A 17137-nucleotide genomic window follows, 5' to 3' on the forward strand; every position below is an offset into this window, starting at 1 on the left:
TTTCTCCAGCAAGGGCCGAAAACTAATGCATTTGGCCTTCTGTGGCGAGCGAGCTTGTCGGATCGCCGCACCGTCGCGCTTGAGTGCGCAGCACTCACAACATCGGCAATCGTTGCCCCGAATGTTGGGGCCGCTACGCAGCCCAGCGCGAGCAAGCTCGCTCGCCACAAGTGCTCCAGGTTTAACGTATTGGAATGCTGATCGATTGCAGCCGCTCTCCGTTCCGGTCGTGGTAATTGACCTGAATCTGCTCCCGATCGACCACCAGGTGGGCGAAGTTGTCTTCGCTGACCACCTCGCTGGTCAATTCGTGCTGGTAATCGCCCGCTGCGGTTCGCGCCAGTGCCTGATCGAGAATGAAGGTGGACGCGGAGGCGTACGGCAGCAGTTTGCTGTTGCACAGGGGAGACGACACGATGGTGTGCACTTCGAAGTCCGTATCTTCGCTGTGGGTCAGGCGACTGGTCAGGGAGCCGTGGACATCGCCTGAAACGAAGACGACGTTCTTGATGCGATGCGTACGAATCGTCTCCAGTAACCGTAGGCGTTGTTCCGGAAAGGCTTTCCAGGCGTCATCCCCGTTGAGTTTGCGGTCGGGGTAGAACATCACGCTGGTGACCACGAACTTGACCCGGGCCGGGCTGTGGATCAGCCATTTGCACAACGCCTGTTCCTGATCATCGTCGAGGATGCGTCGATCATCGGCCGACAAGTTGCGGCGGGTGCGGCTGTCAGTGACAAACCATTCAATATCGCCTTCGGCGAACTGATACCAATACTGTTCCAGTTTTCTGCTGGGTTGCCCAGTTGCCAATAAATCATGCGCCGGGCTGTGGCTGGCCTGGTATATCTCATAGGCGGCCATGGCGTTCTTATATAAATAAGCATCGGCCTTGCTCTCGTTGGCGGGCCAGTTATCTTCTATTTCATGGTCGTCGAGGATCATGTAAGTCGACACGCTGGACATTAACCTGGCGATATTCGGTTGGGAAAAAGCCGCGCGGTACTTGCTGAGTATTTCCTTGTATTCCCGGTCGGGCGCAATAACGTTCAGGTCATCCACATAGATTTGATCGCCGGTCATCAGCATTGCGCTAATACGCGGTTCGGCCTGCTGCGCAAGTTCGATGATCGAGGCAAAAATCCGGTCGCCGGCCTGTGGTGCGATGACCACACCTGCAGTAAGGCGCAGGTAGCGGCATGAGCCAACGATGTACGCCCGCGGCGTGCTGACTTTGCTGGACAGGGTACGAAAGCGATAAATGTCCCGTGGCCACTGCAGCGGCAGCTCCTGGACGGTCTCCACGGTATGCACCGGGCTCATGGGGCTGAACCATCCGGCCTGGTATTCGTACTCGGTGTCGGTGGCGAGGTCGTTGAGCGCAATCACATCGGCCATGTCGCGCAAGAGGGACAGTTTGGCAAATACGCCTTGGGACCAACGCTCTTCTCCATAACGCCGATAGCGAATGCCGGCAAATACCAATGCGTTGTCTTGAAGTTCGCCTCGCAGAAAAATGCGCACGTGGTTAGTTGTAGTGTGGCCAATAATAGGGCCGACAGTTGGTTTGAACATGTTCGAATCCATTCGAAATAACGCTAACTAAGCAAAAGAGGTTCGCAGTTTTCAAAAGAAAATGCTGTCGAACTAAGCCTAGTTAATGAGCGGAAATAAATATCGAGCGAAAGTGGACTTGAGTTGTGGGCGATGTAAGCCACGTTTGTAGGAAGGTGCTTTATTCAAGGCAAAAAAAGCCCCGCCAAATTGGCGGGGTTGAGGTACGAGCGTGGCGCTCGGAAAACGTGGAACGCGACAGGCCCTCCGATGAAGGAGGGCTGGTCGGTGTTACAGCAAGATGGTGCGGATGTCTGCCAGCAGGTCGCTCAGTCGCTTGGTGAAGCGTGCAGCAGCGGCGCCGTTGATCACACGGTGATCGTAGGACAGCGACAGTGGCAGCATCAGTTTCGGCTGGAAGGCTTTGCCGTCCCAGACTGGCTGGATGGTTGCCTTGGAAACACCGAGGATCGCCACTTCCGGCGCGTTGACGATCGGCGTGAAGCCGGTGCCGCCAATGTGGCCGAGGCTGGAAATGGTGAAGCAGGCGCCTTGCATGTCGTCAGCGGTAAGCTTTTTGTCGCGGGCTTTAGCTGCCAGCACGGCGGCTTCGGCGGCCAGTTGCAACAGGCTCTTCTGGTCGACGTTCTTGATGACCGGTACCAACAGGCCATCAGGCGTGTCGACCGCGAAGCCGATGTTTACGTACTTCTTGCGGATGATCGCCTTGCCACTTGGTGCCAGCGAACTGTTGAAGTCCGGCAGTTCCTTGAGCAGGTGCGCGCAGGATTTGAGCAGCAGCGGCAGGATGGTCAGCTTGACGCCGGCCTTCTCTGCAACGGCTTTCTGAGCGATACGGAACGCTTCCAGGTCGGTGATATCAGCCGAATCGAACTGAGTCACGTGCGGAATGTTCAGCCAACTGCGATGCAGGCTCGACGCGCCGATTTGCATCAGGCGGGTCATCGGCACTTCTTCGGTTTCACCAAAGCGGCTGAAGTCCACGACCGGAATCGGCGGGATGCCCGCGCCGCCGGTTGCGCCAGCAGCAGCGGCCGGTGCTTCCTTGGCCTTCTGCATCATGGCTTTGACGTAAACCTGCACGTCTTCTTTCAGCACACGACCGTGCGGACCGCTGGCGCCGACGGCGTTCAGCTCGACGCCGAACTCGCGAGCCAGTTGGCGTACAGCCGGGCCAGCGTGAACCTTGGCGCCCGGCTTGGCCGGTGCAGCAGCAGGTGCGGCCGGTGCCGGAGCAGCAGGTGCTGCGGCGGCAGGGGCAGGAGCACTCGGTGCGGCAGCGGCTGGCGCTGGAGCCGCAGCAGGCGCAGCGCCTTTGACTTTCAGCTTCAGGATGAGGTCGCCAGTACCGACTTCGTCGTCCAGCTTGACGGAAACGCTTTCCACCACGCCAGCGGCAGGCGATGGAATTTCCATGCTCGCCTTGTCGGATTCCAGGGTGATCAGCGACTGGTCGGCGGTGACGGTGTCACCAGCCTTGACCAGCACTTCGATGATCTTGGCCTTGCCCGACGAACCGATGTCCGGGACATGAATGTCCTGAACACTGTCGGCAACCGGTGCGGACGGTGCTGCAGCGGCTGGCGCCGGAGCAGCGGCAGCAGGCGCAGCGGCCTGAGCTGGCGCGGCAGCAGCAGGGGCCGCAGCCCCCGCCACTTTCAGAACCAAAATCAGGTCGCCGGTACCGACTTCGTCATTGAGCTTGACGCTGATGCTTTCGACCACGCCAGCGGCGGGCGAAGGGATTTCCATGCTGGCCTTGTCGGATTCCAGGGTGATCAGCGACTGATCAGCCTCGACGGTGTCGCCGACCTTGACCTGGATCTCGATGATCTGGGCCTTGCCCGCCGAACCGATGTCCGGCACGTTCACTTGCTGGGACGTGGCAGCAGCAGGCGCGGCAGCGGCGGCGGCAGGAGCAGCAGACGGTTTGGCTTCAGCCTTGGCAGCAGGCGCAGCGGCAGCCGCAGGGGCCGCAGTAGCGGCACCTTCGACTTCCAGCTCCAGCAGTTCGTCGCCTTCTTTCAGGCGATCGCCCAGCTTTACTTTCAGACTCTTGATGATGCCGGCCTTTGGCGCAGGCACTTCCATGCTCGCCTTGTCCGACTCAAGCGTCAGGATGCTCTGGTCGGCTTCGATACGGTCGCCGACCTTCACAAACAGTTCAATTACTTCACCTTCACCGCTGCCGATGTCAGGTACGCGAATGAGTTCGCTCACAGAGTGTCTCCTCAGCAGTCCAGTGGGTTGCGTTTTTCCGGGTTGATCCCGAACTTGGCGATGGCTTCAGACACCACCTTAGGTTCGATATCACCACGGTCAGCCAGTGCTTCCAGGGCTGCCAACACCACGAATTGACGATCGACTTCGAAGAAGTGACGCAGCTTCTTGCGGCTGTCACTGCGGCCGAAACCGTCGGTGCCCAGGACTTTGAATTCCTTGGACGGGACCCACTGACGAATTTGCTCAGCGAACAGCTTCATGTAGTCGGTAGAGGCGATGACCGGACCTTTACGGCCGTTCAGGCACTCTTCGACATAGCTCAGTTTAGGCTTCTGGCCCGGGTGCAGACGGTTGGTGCGCTCGACGGCCAGGCCATCGCGACGCAGCTCGTTGAAGCTGGTAACGCTCCAGACGTCGGCGGCAACGTTGAACTCTTCACGCAGAATCTTCGCCGCTTCACGGACTTCACGCAGGATGGTGCCGGAGCCCATCAGCTGAACGTGGTGCGCCGCTTCGCGGTTGTCTTCTTCGAGCAGGTACATGCCCTTGATGATGCCTTCCTCGACACCGGCCGGCATGGCTGGCTGCTGGTAGGACTCGTTCATCACGGTGATGTAGTAGAAAACGTCCTGCTGCTCTTCGGTCATCTTCTTCATGCCGTCCTGAATGATCACCGCCAGCTCGTAGCCGTAGGTTGGATCAAAGGTGCGGCAGTTCGGGATGGTGCCAGCCAGGATGTGACTGTGACCGTCTTCGTGTTGCAGGCCTTCGCCGTTCAGCGTAGTCCGGCCGGCGGTGCCGCCGATCAGGAAGCCACGGGTACGGCTGTCGCCTGCGGCCCAGGCGAGGTCGCCGATACGCTGGAAGCCGAACATCGAGTAGAAGATGTAGAACGGCAGCATTGGCTGATTGTGGCTGGAGTACGAAGTACCGGCAGCGATGAAGGAGCTCATGGCGCCTGCTTCGTTGATGCCTTCTTCGAGGATCTGGCCCTTCTTGTCTTCCTTGTAGAACATCACCTGGTCTTTATCGACTGGCTCGTAGAGCTGGCCGACGGACGAGTAGATGCCCAACTGACGGAACATGCCTTCCATACCGAAGGTACGGGCTTCGTCCGGGATGATCGGGACGATGCGCGAGCCGATTTCCTTGTCCTTAACCAGCTGCGCGAGGATCCGCACGAAGGCCATGGTGGTGGAGATTTCACGGTCGCCCGAACCATCCAGGATCGCCTTGAGGGTATCCAGTGGTGGGGTCGGAATGTCAAAGCTTTTGGCGCGACGCTGCGGCACGAAACCGCCCAGTGCAGTGCGACGCTCGCTCAGATAACGGGCTTCGGCGCTGCCTTCTTCGGGTTTGAAGAACGGCAGGTTTTCCAGCTCGGAGTCTTTAACCGGAATGTCGAAACGATCGCGGAACAACTTCAGGCTTTCAACATCAACCTTCTTGGTGTTGTGCGCAGTGTTCTTCGCTTCGCCGGCACCGGTGCCATAACCCTTGATGGTCTTGGCCAGGATGACGGTCGGTTGTTCTTTGTGGTTGACCGCTTCGTGGTACGCCGCGTAGACCTTGTACGGGTCGTGGCCGCCACGGTTGAGTTTCCAGATCTCGTCGTCGGACAAGTCTTCAACCATCGCCTTGAGTTCTGGCGAGTTGAAGAAGTGTTCACGCACGAACGCGCCGTCTTTGGCTTTGTAGTTCTGGTACTCGCCGTCGATGACTTCGTCCATGCGGCGTTGCAGAATGCCGTCGACGTCCTTGGCCAGCAGTGGGTCCCAGAAACGGCCCCAGATGACTTTGGTCACGTTCCACTGAGCACCGCGGAACACGCCCTCGAGTTCCTGAATGATCTTGCCGTTGCCGCGAACCGGGCCGTCGAGGCGCTGCAGGTTGCAGTTGATGACGAAGATCAGGTTGTCGAGCTTCTCGCGGCCAGCCAGCGAGATCGCGCCCAGGGATTCCGGCTCGTCGCACTCGCCGTCGCCCAGGAAGCACCAGACTTTTTGCTTGCCTTCAGGGATGAAGCCACGGGCTTCCAGGTACTTCATGAAGCGTGCCTGGTAGATCGCCTGGATCGGGCCCAGACCCATGGATACGGTCGGGAACTGCCAGAAGTCAGGCATCAGCCAAGGGTGCGGATAGGACGACAAGCCCTGGCCGTCGACTTCCTGGCGGAAGTTGTTCATCTGGTCTTCGGTGATGCGGCCTTCCATGAACGCACGGGCGTATACGCCTGGCGAGGTGTGACCCTGGAAGTAGATCAGGTCGCCGCCGTGTTCGTCGGTCGGGGCCTGGAAGAAATAGTTGAAGCCGATGTCATACAGGGTTGCGCTGGAGGCGAAGCTGGAGATGTGACCGCCCAGGTCCGAATCTTTCAGGTTCGTACGCATCACCATGGCCATCGCGTTCCAGCGTACCAGCGAGCGAATGCGGCGTTCCATGAACAGGTCGCCAGGCATGCGTGCTTCGTGGGTAACGGGAATGGTGTTGCGGTATGGCGTGGTGATGGCGTAAGGCAACTGCGAACCGCTGCGGGTTGCGAGTTCGCCCATACGGGTCATCAGATAGTGAGCGCGGTCTTCGCCTTCTTTGTCGAGAACCGATTCCAGGGCGTCCAGCCATTCCTGGGTTTCGACGGGATCGAGGTCTTGCATGGCTTGCTCCAGGGCGGAAAGGCTTCCAGAATCGGTTGCCTGAGTTTGCGACTGGCCTTGTGGGCAGACGATATAAATTCTTGGATTGCCGAGAGGTTGTTCCGGCGGCGTGTAGTTTTACTACAAATCATCGGGCATTTCAGCCTTTCGAATGTATATACGAGTAGTAAAACTACAGATGAGCGGCTTGTGGCCTCCGGCTGCGTTGTGAGAATAATCGTTAAGGTTGGTCTTTTGCCAACCGAAAAAGGTGAAAGCTTGATGCTGTCTGCCAAAAAGAAAGAGATTTCAGCTATTTCTAACCTTTGTTCGACAGTCGATCACGTAGTGCGATTTGAAAATTCACTACATGCAGCCCTCTACACGCCGATCAAGGATAGACCATGAGCCTCCCATCGCTTGCCGAACTGCCCGGCATTCTCCAGCCGTTTGTCACCCGCGCCGAGCAGTCGTTCCGCACCGCCGTCGGCGAATTGGAAGACGACCATGGCCTGTCTGCCTGGACGCCTGAACGCTGGGCGCAATTCGCCCGCGTCACCGCCGCCAGCGACTTCGTGACTGAACAGAGTGTGCGTGACCCCTTGATGTTGCTGGCACTGGTGCAGTCCGGCGAACTGGACCGCAGCTTCGTACCCGGCGAGTTGTGCGGGCAGATTGCGGCGGCAGTGAATGCGGCCGAAACCGACGACGAGCTCGGGCGTGTCTTGCGCCGTCAGCGCACACGCCAGCAAGTGCGCATCATCTGGCGTGACCTGACCCGCCAGGCGGATCTGATCCAGACCTGCCGCGACCTCTCGGACATGGCCGATGCGAGCATCGATCAGGCCTATCAGTGGTTGTACTCGCGCCATTGCCAGCAGTTCGGTGTGCCGACCGGCCGGCGCAGCGGCGAGCCGCAGCAGATGGTCATCCTCGGCATGGGCAAGCTCGGCGCGGTGGAGCTCAACCTGTCGTCGGACATCGACCTGATCTTCGCCTACCCCGAGGGCGGGGAAACCGTCGGCGTGAAACGCTCGCTGGATAACCAGGAATTTTTCATCCGGCTCGGCCAGCGCCTGATCAAGGCGCTGGACCCGATGACCGTCGACGGTTTTGTGTTTCGCGTCGACATGCGCCTGCGACCTTACGGCTCGGCCGGTGCCCTGGTGCTGAGTTTCAATGCGCTGGAGCAGTATTACCAGGATCAGGGCCGCGACTGGGAACGCTACGCGATGATCAAATCGCGGGTGGTGGCCGGCGATCAAGTGACCGGCGCGCAACTGCAAGAGATGCTGCGCCCGTTCGTTTACCGGCGTTACCTCGATTTCTCCGCGATCGAAGCGCTGCGCACCATGAAGCAGCTGATCCAGCAAGAAGTGCGGCGCAAGGGCATGGCCGACAACATCAAGCTTGGATCGGGCGGCATCCGCGAAGTGGAATTTATCGCCCAGGCGTTTCAGCTGATCCACGGTGGTCGCGACCTGAGCCTGCAGCAACGCCCCCTATTAAAAGTACTGAGCACGCTGGAAGGTCAGGGTTACCTGCCGCCAGCGGTGATCAGCGAGTTGCGCGAAGGCTACGAATTCCTGCGTTACACCGAGCATGCGATCCAGGCGATCGCCGACCGCCAGACCCAGATGCTGCCAGACGGCGCGCAGGATCAGGCGCGCATTGCCTTTATGTTGGGCTTCGCTGACTGGGAGGCTTTCCATGAGCGGCTGATGTATTGGCGTGGCCGCGTGGCCTGGCACTTCGGTCAGGTGATTGCCGATCCCGATGAAGAGGAAGGCACCGAAAGCGAAGTGGTGGTCGGCGGTGAATGGCTGCCGCTGTGGGAAGAGGCCCAGGATGAAGAGGCTGCTTGCCGTCAGTTGGAAGAGGGCGGTTTTGCCGATGCCACAAAGGCCCTGAAAGCGTTGGCCGGTTTGCGCAGCAGCCCGCAGTTGCGCGCGATGCAACGCTTGGGGCGCGAACGCCTCGATGCGTTCATTCCGCGGTTGCTGGCTCAGGCGGTCGAGCACGCCAATCCGGACCTGGTGCTGGAACGTGTGCTGCCGCTGGTTGAAGCGGTGGCCCGTCGCTCCGCGTATCTGGTGTTGCTGACCGAGAACCCCGGCGCACTAAGACGGTTGCTGACCTTGTGCGCGGCGAGCCCGTGGATTGCTGAGCAGATCACTCGCTTCCCGCTGCTGCTCGACGAATTGCTCAACGAAGGCCGGCTGTTCAAGCCGCCCCTGGCGCCGGAACTGGCCGCCGAATTGCGCGAGCGTCTGACGCGGATTCCCGAGGACGACCTCGAACAACAAATGGAAGCCCTGCGCCATTTCAAACTGGCGCACCGCTTGCGCGTCGCCGCGTCGGAAATCGCCGGCAGCCTGCCGTTGATGAAAGTCAGCGATTACCTGACCTGGCTCGCTGAAGCGATCCTCGAACAAGTGCTGGCGCTGGCCTGGCGCCAGACCGTGGCCAAATACGGCACGCCACTGCGCAGTGACGGTACGCTGTGCGATCCGGGCTTCATCATTGTCGGTTACGGGAAAGTCGGCGGGCTGGAGCTGGGGCATGGTTCGGACCTGGACCTGGTGTTCATCCATGACGGTGATCCGCAGGCGGAAACCGACGGGCCGAAACCGATTGATGGCGCGCAATTCTTCACCCGGCTGGGGCAGCGGATCATTCACTTGCTCACGGCCCAGACCAACTCCGGTCAGCTGTATGAAGTGGATATGCGCCTGCGACCATCCGGTGCTTCCGGACTGTTAGTGAGTTCGCTCGGCGCGTTTGCCCGGTATCAGGAAAACGAAGCCTGGACCTGGGAACACCAGGCGTTGGTGCGGGCGCGGGTGCTGGTCGGCAGCCAGGATGTCGGCCAGGCGTTCGAGAAGGTTCGCGCAGCGATATTGGGCAAGGCGCGGGACCTGGCGACCTTGCGCCAGGAGGTGAGCGAGATGCGCGCCAAGATGCGCGATAACCTCGGCAGCAAGAGCACCGCAGCCGGCACCGCGGCAAACGCCTTCGAGGCCTCGGCGCCGTTCGATCTCAAGCAGGACGCCGGAGGTATCGTCGATATTGAATTTATGGTGCAATACGCGGCCCTGGCGTGGTCCGAAACACACCCGCCATTGCTGCGCTGGACGGACAACATCCGCATTCTGGAAGAGCTGGAACACGAAGGGCTGATGCCCGCCGAAGACGCCAGTTTGCTGCGTGAGGCCTATAAAGCCTACCGCTCCGCTGCGCACCGGCAGGCCTTGCAGAAGGACGCCGGGGTGATACCGGGCGACCAGTTCGCGGACGAACGGCGGCAGGTAGTGCGGATCTGGCGCGAGCTGGGGCTAAGCTGAAACGCGCCAGTTAGAGCAACGAGATTCAAATGTAGGAGTGAGCCTGCTCGCGAAGGGGCCATCACAGCCGACATTGATGGTGACTGACACTCCGCTATCGCGAGCAGGCTCACTCCCACAGTGGATTTGTGGTGATTTGTAGATTGAGGCAGCTAAGCTGCACCGCACTGGATGTGCACCAATACCCAATGTGGGAGCGAGACCGGCTTGCCGGCGATGAGGCCGTCACATACAGCATTTATGCTGACTGTCACGCCGCCATCGTCGGAACGCCGCCCGGAGCAAGCTCGCTCCCACAGTAGATCTGCAGTGTTTTGTAGAATTCTCGAGGCGGGGAGGCGTATGCCTCCCCGGTTCGTTTTTGGAAACCACATGAAAATTCTGATCGTTGGGCCCAGTTGGGTCGGTGACATGGTGATGGCACAGACACTGTTTCAGTGTCTCAAACAACGCCACCCGCAATGCGAAATCGACGTCCTGGCCCCCGAGTGGAGCCGGCCGATCCTGGAGCGTATGCCCGAAGTCCGTCAGGCCTTGAGCTTTCCGCTCGGTCACGGCGCCCTGGAGCTGGCGACGCGTCGGCGTATCGGCAAATCCCTGGCCGGCCAGTACGACCAGGCGATCCTGCTGCCCAACTCCCTGAAGTCGGCGCTGGTGCCGTTCTTCGCCGGCATCCCGAAACGCACCGGCTGGCGTGGCGAGTTCCGCTACGGCCTGCTCAATGACGTGCGCACCCTGGATAAAGAACGTTATCCGCTGATGATCGAGCGCTTCATGGCGCTGGCTTATGAGCGCGGTGCCGAGCTGCCGACTCCGTATCCACGGCCGAGCCTGCAGATCGACCCGGTCACCCGCGAGGCGGCACTGGCCAAATTCGGTCTGGCCCTCGACCGCCCGGTGTTGGTCCTGTGCCCCGGTGCCGAGTTCGGCGAATCCAAACGCTGGCCGTCCGAGCACTACGCCAAGGTTGCCGAAGCGAAGATTCGCGAAGGCTGGCAAGTCTGGTTGTTCGGTTCGAAAAACGATCACGCGGTCGGCGAAGAGATCCGCGCGCGGCTGATTCCCGGCCTGCGTGAAGAGTCGGTGAACCTCAGCGGCGGCACCTCTCTGGCCGAAGCCATCGACCTGATGTCCTGCGCCGATGCGGTGGTGTCCAACGACTCCGGCCTGATGCACGTCGCCGCCGCGCTCAACCGCCCGTTGGTGGCGGTTTACGGTTCGACATCGCCGGGCTTCACGCCACCCTTGGCCGAGCACGTCGAGATCGTGCGCCTGGGCCTCGAATGCAGCCCATGCTTCGATCGCACCTGCCGCTTCGGTCATTACAACTGCCTGCGCCAGCTCATGCCGCAAGCGGTGAACGAAGCCTTGCAGCGGTTGCAGGGCACTGTGGTTGAGGTCAAATAGTTTGCGCGTTCTGTTGATCAAGACTTCTTCGCTGGGCGACGTGATTCACGCGTTACCAGCGTTGACCGATGCGGCGCGGGCGATTCCCGGCATCACGTTCGACTGGGTGGTGGAAGAAGGCTTCGCCGAAATCCCGACCTGGCACCCGGCCGTGGGCAAGGTGATTCCGGTGGCGATCCGTCGCTGGCGCAAGAACCTCTGGCAAACCATTAAAAGTGGCGAGTGGAAGCGCTTCAAGCAAAGCGTTCGCGCTACGAAATACGACCTGGTGATTGATGCCCAGGGCTTGCTGAAGAGCGCCTGGCTGACGCGCTATGTCAAAGCGCCGGTCGCCGGACTCGACAAGGATTCGGCGCGCGAACCCATCGCCGCACGATTCTATTCACGTCGCCTGGCGGTGGGTCGTGGGCAGCACGCGGTCGAGCGGGTCCGCCAATTGTTCGCCCTGGCGTTGGGCTACGACTTGCCAAAAGGCCTGGGCGATTACGGCCTGAACGTCGAACGCCTGGTGGAACTGCCGCGCAAGAATCCGTACGTGCTGTTTCTCCACGGCACCACGTGGGACACCAAACACTGGCCGGAAGCCTATTGGCGCGAATTGGCCGAACGCGTTGGCTACCTCGGCGTCGGCGTGAAGTTGCCGTGGGGCAATCCCATCGAAAAAGCCCGCGCCGAACGCATTGCCGCAGGGTTCAGGCATGTCGAAGTGCTGCCCAAACTGAACCTGGCCGGTGTCGGCAAAGTGCTGGCCGGCGCTCAAGCCTGCGTAGCCGTGGACACCGGTCTCGGTCATCTGGCCGCCGCGCTCGACGTACCGACCCTGTCGCTGTTCGGCCCGACCAACCCGGGCCTGACCGGCGCCTACGGCAAGGCGCAGATTCACATCGCCAGTGACTTCCCCTGCGCGCCGTGCCTGCAAAAGAAATGCACCTATCAACCGACGGCCGAAGATGCCCGCCAGTTCGACCTGAAACGCGAGTGGCCCCTGTGCTTCACGCGTCTGAATCCCGAGCGTGTCGCGACCCGACTGAGCACGTTGTTACTGGCTGAGGAGCTGCGCTGATGCAATTGGCATTCGTCTTGTACAAGTACTTTCCGTTCGGGGGTTTGCAGCGCGACTTCATGCGCATCGCCCTCGAATGTCAGCAGCGCGGCCATCAGATTCGCGTCTACACGCTGATCTGGGAAGGCGATGTGCCGCCGGGTTTCGAAGTGCTGGTGGCGCCGGTCAAGGCGTTCTTCAATCATCGGCGCAACGAGAAGCTCAGCGAATGGATGGAAGCGGACCTGGTTAAGCGTCCCGTGGACCGTCTGATCGGCTTCAACAAGATGCCGGGCCTGGATGTTTACTACGCCGCCGACGGCTGCTTCGAAGACAAGGCGCAGAACCTGCGCAACTCGCTGTACCGTCGTTGGGGCCGCTACCGGCACTTCGCCGAGTACGAGCGCGCGGTGTTCGCCAAGGATGCCAAGACCGAAGTGCTGATGATTTCCGAGGTCCAGCAGCCGCTGTTCATCAAGCATTACGACACGCCGCTGGAGCGCTTCCATTTGCTGCCGCCGGGTATCTCACAGGACCGTCGCGCCCCGGCCAATGCCGCCGAGATCCGTGCCGATTTCCGTCGTGAATTCAATCTCAAGGACGATGACCTGCTGCTGGTGCAAATCGGCTCCGGGTTCAAGACCAAGGGCGTGGATCGCAGCCTCAAGGCGCTGGCTGCATTGCCCGCTGATCTGAAGAAACGCACCCGGCTGTTTGTAATTGGCCAGGACGACCCCAAATTGTTCCAGATGCAGAGCGCCACCTTGGGGCTCGGCGACAACGTGACGTTTCTCAAGGGGCGCAGCGATATCCCGCGTTTCCTGCTGGGTGCCGACCTGCTGATTCATCCGGCGTATAACGAAAACACCGGGACGGTGCTGCTCGAAGCATTGGTCGCCGGGTTGCCGGTATTGGTGAGCGCGGTCTGTGGTTACGCCCATTACATCGCCGAGGCCGACGCTGGCCTGGTGTTGGACGAACCGTTCGATCAGGCGCAACTGACTCAGTACCTGACCGGCATGTTGAACGACGCTCAAGCACGGGCGGCCTGGAGCCGCAACGGTCTGGCCTTCGCTGAGACGGCCGACCTCTACAGCATGCCGCAACACGCGGCCGATGTGATTCTGGCGGAGCACGCTTAATGAAGTTGATGCTGGCTGAACCGTTCAAGAGCCTTTGGGCCGGACGTGATGCGTTCACCGAAGTCGAAGGCTTGCAGGGCGAGGTTTACCGTGAACTGGAAGCGCGCCGGACGTTGCGCACTGAAGTGAACGGCAATGGTTTTTTCGTGAAGATCCACCGTGGCATCGGCTGGGGCGAGATCTTCAAGAACCTGCTGACGGCCAAGCTGCCGGTACTCGGCGCGGGTCAGGAGTGGAAGGCCATTCAGCGCCTGAAAGAAGTCGGCGTGCCGACCATGACGGCGGTTGCTTACGGCGAGAAGGGCAGCAACCCGGCGGATCAGCATTCGTTCATTGTCACCGAAGAGCTGGCGCCCACCGTCAGCCTCGAAGACTTCAGCATCGACTGGATCAAGAACCCGCCCGAGCCCAAACTCAAGCGCGCACTGATCGCCGAAGTCGCACGCATGACTGGCATGATGCACCGCGCCGGGGTCAACCATCGCGACTGCTACATCTGCCATTTCCTTTTGCACACCGACAAACCGGTGACGGCTGATGACTTCAAACTCTCGGTGATCGACCTGCACCGCGCCCAGACCCGTCCGACGATCACTCAACGCTGGCGCAACAAGGATCTGGCGGCGCTGTACTTTTCGGCCCTGGACATCGGCCTGACCAAACGCGACAAACTGCGATTCCTCAAAGGCTACTTCCAGCGGCCCTTGCGTCAGATTCTGGGCGAGGAAGCCGGATTGCTCGCCTGGCTCGAAGGCAAGGCCAACAAACTCTACGACCGCAAACAGCGATACGGGGATGCGCTCTGATGCCGGGTTGGAAACTGGAGCCTGCTTACAGCAATCTGGCGGAAGATTTTGGCTGCCTGGAAGCGGTGTTCGCGCTTCAGGGGGAGCGCCTGACCCGCGACCCGTTGTCCGAGGTCATCCGCGTCAATCGCAACGGCGTCAATTATTACGTCAAGCGCTACAGTGGCGCCGGCAAAGGCCTGCGTCGTTATCTGGGCAAGCCCCGGGTCAAGGCCGAATGGCAGAACCTCAAGCGCTTCGCCAAGTGGGGCATTCCCACCGCAGAAGTGGTGGCCTGGGGCCTGGAACGGCGTGGCGCGGCGTATGCCCGTGGCGCGATGATTACCCGCGAACTGCCGAACACAGAAGACTTGTCGGCCCTCGCGGACCGCCATGATCCGAAGTTGGTGGACCGCGCCTGGGTCGATACCGTCAGTCGTCAGTTGGCCGGTTACACCCGGACCATGCACGACAACCGTTTCACCCATAACGATTTGAAGTGGCGCAACCTGCTGGTCGACGATGAGGCGAAGCTGTTCCTGATCGATTGCCCCAATGGCGATTTCTGGCGCGGCTTCTGGCTCAAGTACCGGATCACCAAGGACCTGGCCTGTCTCGACAAGGTGGCCAAATATCACCTGTCGGCGACCCAGCGCCTGCGCTTTTACCTGCAATACCGCCAGCGTGATCGGCTGAATGCCGACGACAAAAAACGGATCCGGCACGTGGTGAGATTTTTCGAGGGACGCGAATGACTGATTTTCTGGCTGCTGAAGACCGAGCGCTGCTTGAGCGCCATGGCCTCGGCACGTTCGACGCACTCTGGGCCAAGCAGCTCGACGCGGTGGATGAACCCAACACCGTCGGTGGCGGCTGGAGCAGCGTGTTTCGGCTGGATCTGGAAGGTCATGGCTACTACCTCAAGCGCCAGAGCAACTACCTGACGCGCACCTTCCATGCGCCGTTTGGCGAACCGAGTTTTGCCCGCGAATTTCGCAACATCAGTCGTTATCAGAAGCTGGGCATTCCGGCGCTGAAGGCAGCGTTTTTCGGTGAGCGCAAAGTCGACGGGGAAGTGCGGGCGGTTCTGCTGACCCGCGCGCTGGACGGTTGGGATGACCTGGATTCGCTGTTGCAGCGCTGGTCGGACCTCAGCGAGGCGCAGCACTCGGCCATTATGAAAGCCTGTGGCGAACTGGCGCGGCGCCTGCACGGCGTACACCAGCTTCACGGTTGTTTCTACCCTAAACACATTTTTCTGCAGGCCACGGGCGACGGTTATCAGGCGCAGTTGATCGACTTGGAAAAGACCCGGCCGTTGCTGTTCGGTCAGCGTGACCGGATCAAGGACCTGGAGCCGTTGCTGCGTCGCGCGCCGGAATGGACTGAGGCGCAGTTTCGCGAGTTGCTGGCGGTCTACGTGGATCAGCCGCGGGACAGTTCGCTGGTGGACAGTTGGGTTTCGCGCCTGACCGCGCGGCGCAGTCACAAGGAGACGCGCTGATGCGGTTGTCCGAACTGAAAAACGCCGGCCGCAGCCCGAGCCTGCCGATGAGCATTTCCCTGGCCGATGCTGCCGGTCCCGCCGACTTGCAGCTGCTGAGTCTGTTGCGGGTCTTGCCGGGACAGCGTTACGTGGGTGCCGGCGTGTGGCGCGGCCGTCCGGTGCTGGCCAAGTTGTTGGTCGGCAGCAAAGCGGCGCGGCATTTTCAGCGTGAACTGGACGGTGTGCGTTTGCTTGCCGATCAAGGACTGACCACGCCGCAGCTGCTGGTGGACGGTTTGAAAGAGGGCGAGGGTGGCTGGCTGTTGTTCGACTTCCTCGAAGGCGCCGAAAGCCTGGGGGATACCTGGGAAAAAGTCGAACACCTGCCGGTGCTGGCGGATATGCAAGGGGCCGTGCTGGCCGAAGCGTTGGGCGCTATCGGCCAAATGCATCGCAAGGGGCTCTGGCAGGAAGACCTGCACCTGGACAATCTCTTGCGTCAGCGAGGTCGGTTGTACCTGATCGATGGCGGCGGCGTCTGCGCTGAAACGCCGGGCCAGCCGCTGTCACGGCAGAAGGTCCTGGAAAACCTCGGCGTATTTTTCGCCCAGTTGCCCAAGTCACTGGAACCGTTCACCGAAGAATTGCTGGTGTATTACCTGTTGAGCAACGGCGAACACGCGTTGCCGATGGAAGCGTTGCAGAAGCAGATCGACAAGGTTCGCAGCTGGCGCTTGAAGGATTACCTGATCAAGGTCGGTCGCGAGTGTTCGCTGTTCAGCGTTCAGCGCGGGGCGTTTGGCTTGCGTGCGATTCGCCGCGAAGAAGAAGCGGCGATGGTGCCGGTGCTGGAACAGGCCGATGCCTTGCTCGACCAAGGTCATCTCTATAAGACCGGCGGTGCGGCGAGCGTAGGAAAAGTCGAGGTTGATGGTCGGACGCTGGTGATCAAGCGCTACAACATCAAAGGCTTTGCACACTGGCTCAAACGCTTCTGGCGCCCGAGCCGTGCCTGGCACTCGTGGCGCGAAGGCAATCGCCTCGCGTTCCTCGGCATCGCCACGCCCAAACCGTTGGCGTTGCTGGAGAAGCGTTTTCTCTGGCTGCGCAGTCGGGCGTATCTGGTGACCGAATATCTGCCGGGGCCGGACATCATTGAACGCTTTGCGCCCTACGTTGAACGGGGTGATGCGCCTGAGGCTGAATTGGTGGCGCTGGATCATTTGTTTGCCGAGCTGATCCGCGAGCGGATCAGCCATGGGGACTTCAAAGGCCACAACCTGTTCTGGCAGCAGGATCGCTGGGCGCTGATCGATCTGGATTCGATGTGTCAGCATGGCTCGACGAGCAGCTTTGCCCCGGCGTATGCGCGGGACCGGGCGCGGTTCATGCGTAACTGGCCCGAGAGCAGCGCGCTGTATCAGGTCATTGACCAGCGTCTGCCCAAAGACATCTCTGGCGCTGCCTGAATCGCCATCGCGAGCAGGTTCGCTCCCACA

12 protein-coding genes are annotated in these 17137 nt (G+C 60.6%); 9 read left to right on the forward strand and 3 right to left on the reverse strand.

The window, feature by feature from the left end; translation table 11 throughout:
- Nucleotides 1-181: 181 nt before the first annotated feature.
- From ACYZTY_RS00375 to aceE, 3 genes are all read right to left on the reverse strand, one after another.
- Nucleotides 182-1576, reverse strand: coding sequence for an alkaline phosphatase D family protein (locus tag ACYZTY_RS00375; RefSeq protein WP_461956838.1), 1395 nt, complete (start codon nt 1574-1576; stop codon nt 182-184).
- 270 nt (nt 1577-1846) lie between these two features.
- Nucleotides 1847-3796 (reverse strand): dihydrolipoyllysine-residue acetyltransferase, encoded by a 1950-nt coding sequence (aceF, locus tag ACYZTY_RS00380; protein WP_461956839.1) that lies wholly within the window; start codon nt 3794-3796, stop codon nt 1847-1849.
- A gap of 11 nt (nt 3797-3807) precedes the next feature.
- Nucleotides 3808-6453, reverse strand: a complete 2646-nt coding sequence (gene aceE, locus ACYZTY_RS00385) for a pyruvate dehydrogenase (acetyl-transferring), homodimeric type (RefSeq protein ID WP_461956840.1) — start codon at nt 6451-6453, stop codon at nt 3808-3810.
- Between aceE and ACYZTY_RS00390 the strand changes: the two genes are divergently transcribed.
- From ACYZTY_RS00390 to ACYZTY_RS00430, 9 genes are all read left to right on the forward strand, one after another.
- Complete coding sequence (locus ACYZTY_RS00390) at nt 6448-6840, forward strand: hypothetical protein (protein WP_461956841.1); 393 nt, start codon at nt 6448-6450, stop codon at nt 6838-6840. The genes aceE and ACYZTY_RS00390 overlap by 6 nt on opposite strands.
- Nucleotides 6837-9776, forward strand: a complete 2940-nt coding sequence (gene glnE, locus ACYZTY_RS00395) for a bifunctional [glutamate--ammonia ligase]-adenylyl-L-tyrosine phosphorylase/[glutamate--ammonia-ligase] adenylyltransferase (protein WP_461956842.1) — start codon at nt 6837-6839, stop codon at nt 9774-9776. The genes ACYZTY_RS00390 and glnE overlap by 4 nt, the downstream gene beginning before the upstream one ends.
- 372 nt (nt 9777-10148) lie before the next feature.
- Nucleotides 10149-11183 carry a lipopolysaccharide heptosyltransferase II gene (gene waaF / locus ACYZTY_RS00400; RefSeq protein ID WP_461956843.1) on the forward strand — a complete coding sequence of 345 codons (1035 nt, stop codon included), beginning with the start codon at nt 10149-10151 and terminating at the stop codon, nt 11181-11183.
- A gap of 1 nt (nt 11184) precedes the next feature.
- Nucleotides 11185-12246: a lipopolysaccharide heptosyltransferase I gene (waaC, locus tag ACYZTY_RS00405; protein ID WP_461956844.1), complete on the forward strand. Its 1062-nt coding sequence runs from the start codon at nt 11185-11187 to the stop codon at nt 12244-12246.
- Nucleotides 12246-13367: a glycosyltransferase family 4 protein gene (locus ACYZTY_RS00410; RefSeq protein WP_461956845.1), complete on the forward strand. Its 1122-nt coding sequence runs from the start codon at nt 12246-12248 to the stop codon at nt 13365-13367. Before waaC ends, ACYZTY_RS00410 begins: the two co-directional genes overlap by 1 nt.
- Nucleotides 13367-14173, forward strand: a complete 807-nt coding sequence (gene rfaP / locus ACYZTY_RS00415; RefSeq protein ID WP_131058757.1) for a lipopolysaccharide core heptose(I) kinase RfaP — start codon at nt 13367-13369, stop codon at nt 14171-14173. The genes ACYZTY_RS00410 and rfaP overlap by 1 nt, the downstream gene beginning before the upstream one ends.
- Nucleotides 14173-14907 carry a lipopolysaccharide kinase InaA family protein gene (locus ACYZTY_RS00420; protein ID WP_461956846.1) on the forward strand — a complete coding sequence of 245 codons (735 nt, stop codon included), beginning with the start codon at nt 14173-14175 and terminating at the stop codon, nt 14905-14907. Before rfaP ends, ACYZTY_RS00420 begins: the two co-directional genes overlap by 1 nt.
- On the forward strand, nt 14904-15656 hold the full coding sequence (locus ACYZTY_RS00425; RefSeq protein WP_461956847.1) for a lipopolysaccharide kinase InaA family protein: 753 nt from the start codon (nt 14904-14906) through the stop codon (nt 15654-15656). The genes ACYZTY_RS00420 and ACYZTY_RS00425 overlap by 4 nt, the downstream gene beginning before the upstream one ends.
- The gene (locus ACYZTY_RS00430; RefSeq protein WP_461956848.1) at nt 15656-17107 is read left to right on the forward strand and encodes a lipopolysaccharide kinase InaA family protein; all 1452 of its coding nucleotides are present in this window, start codon (nt 15656-15658) and stop codon (nt 17105-17107) included. Before ACYZTY_RS00425 ends, ACYZTY_RS00430 begins: the two co-directional genes overlap by 1 nt.
- Nucleotides 17108-17137 lie beyond the last annotated feature (30 nt).

Source organism: Pseudomonas sp. LB1P83 (assembly GCF_054897885.1).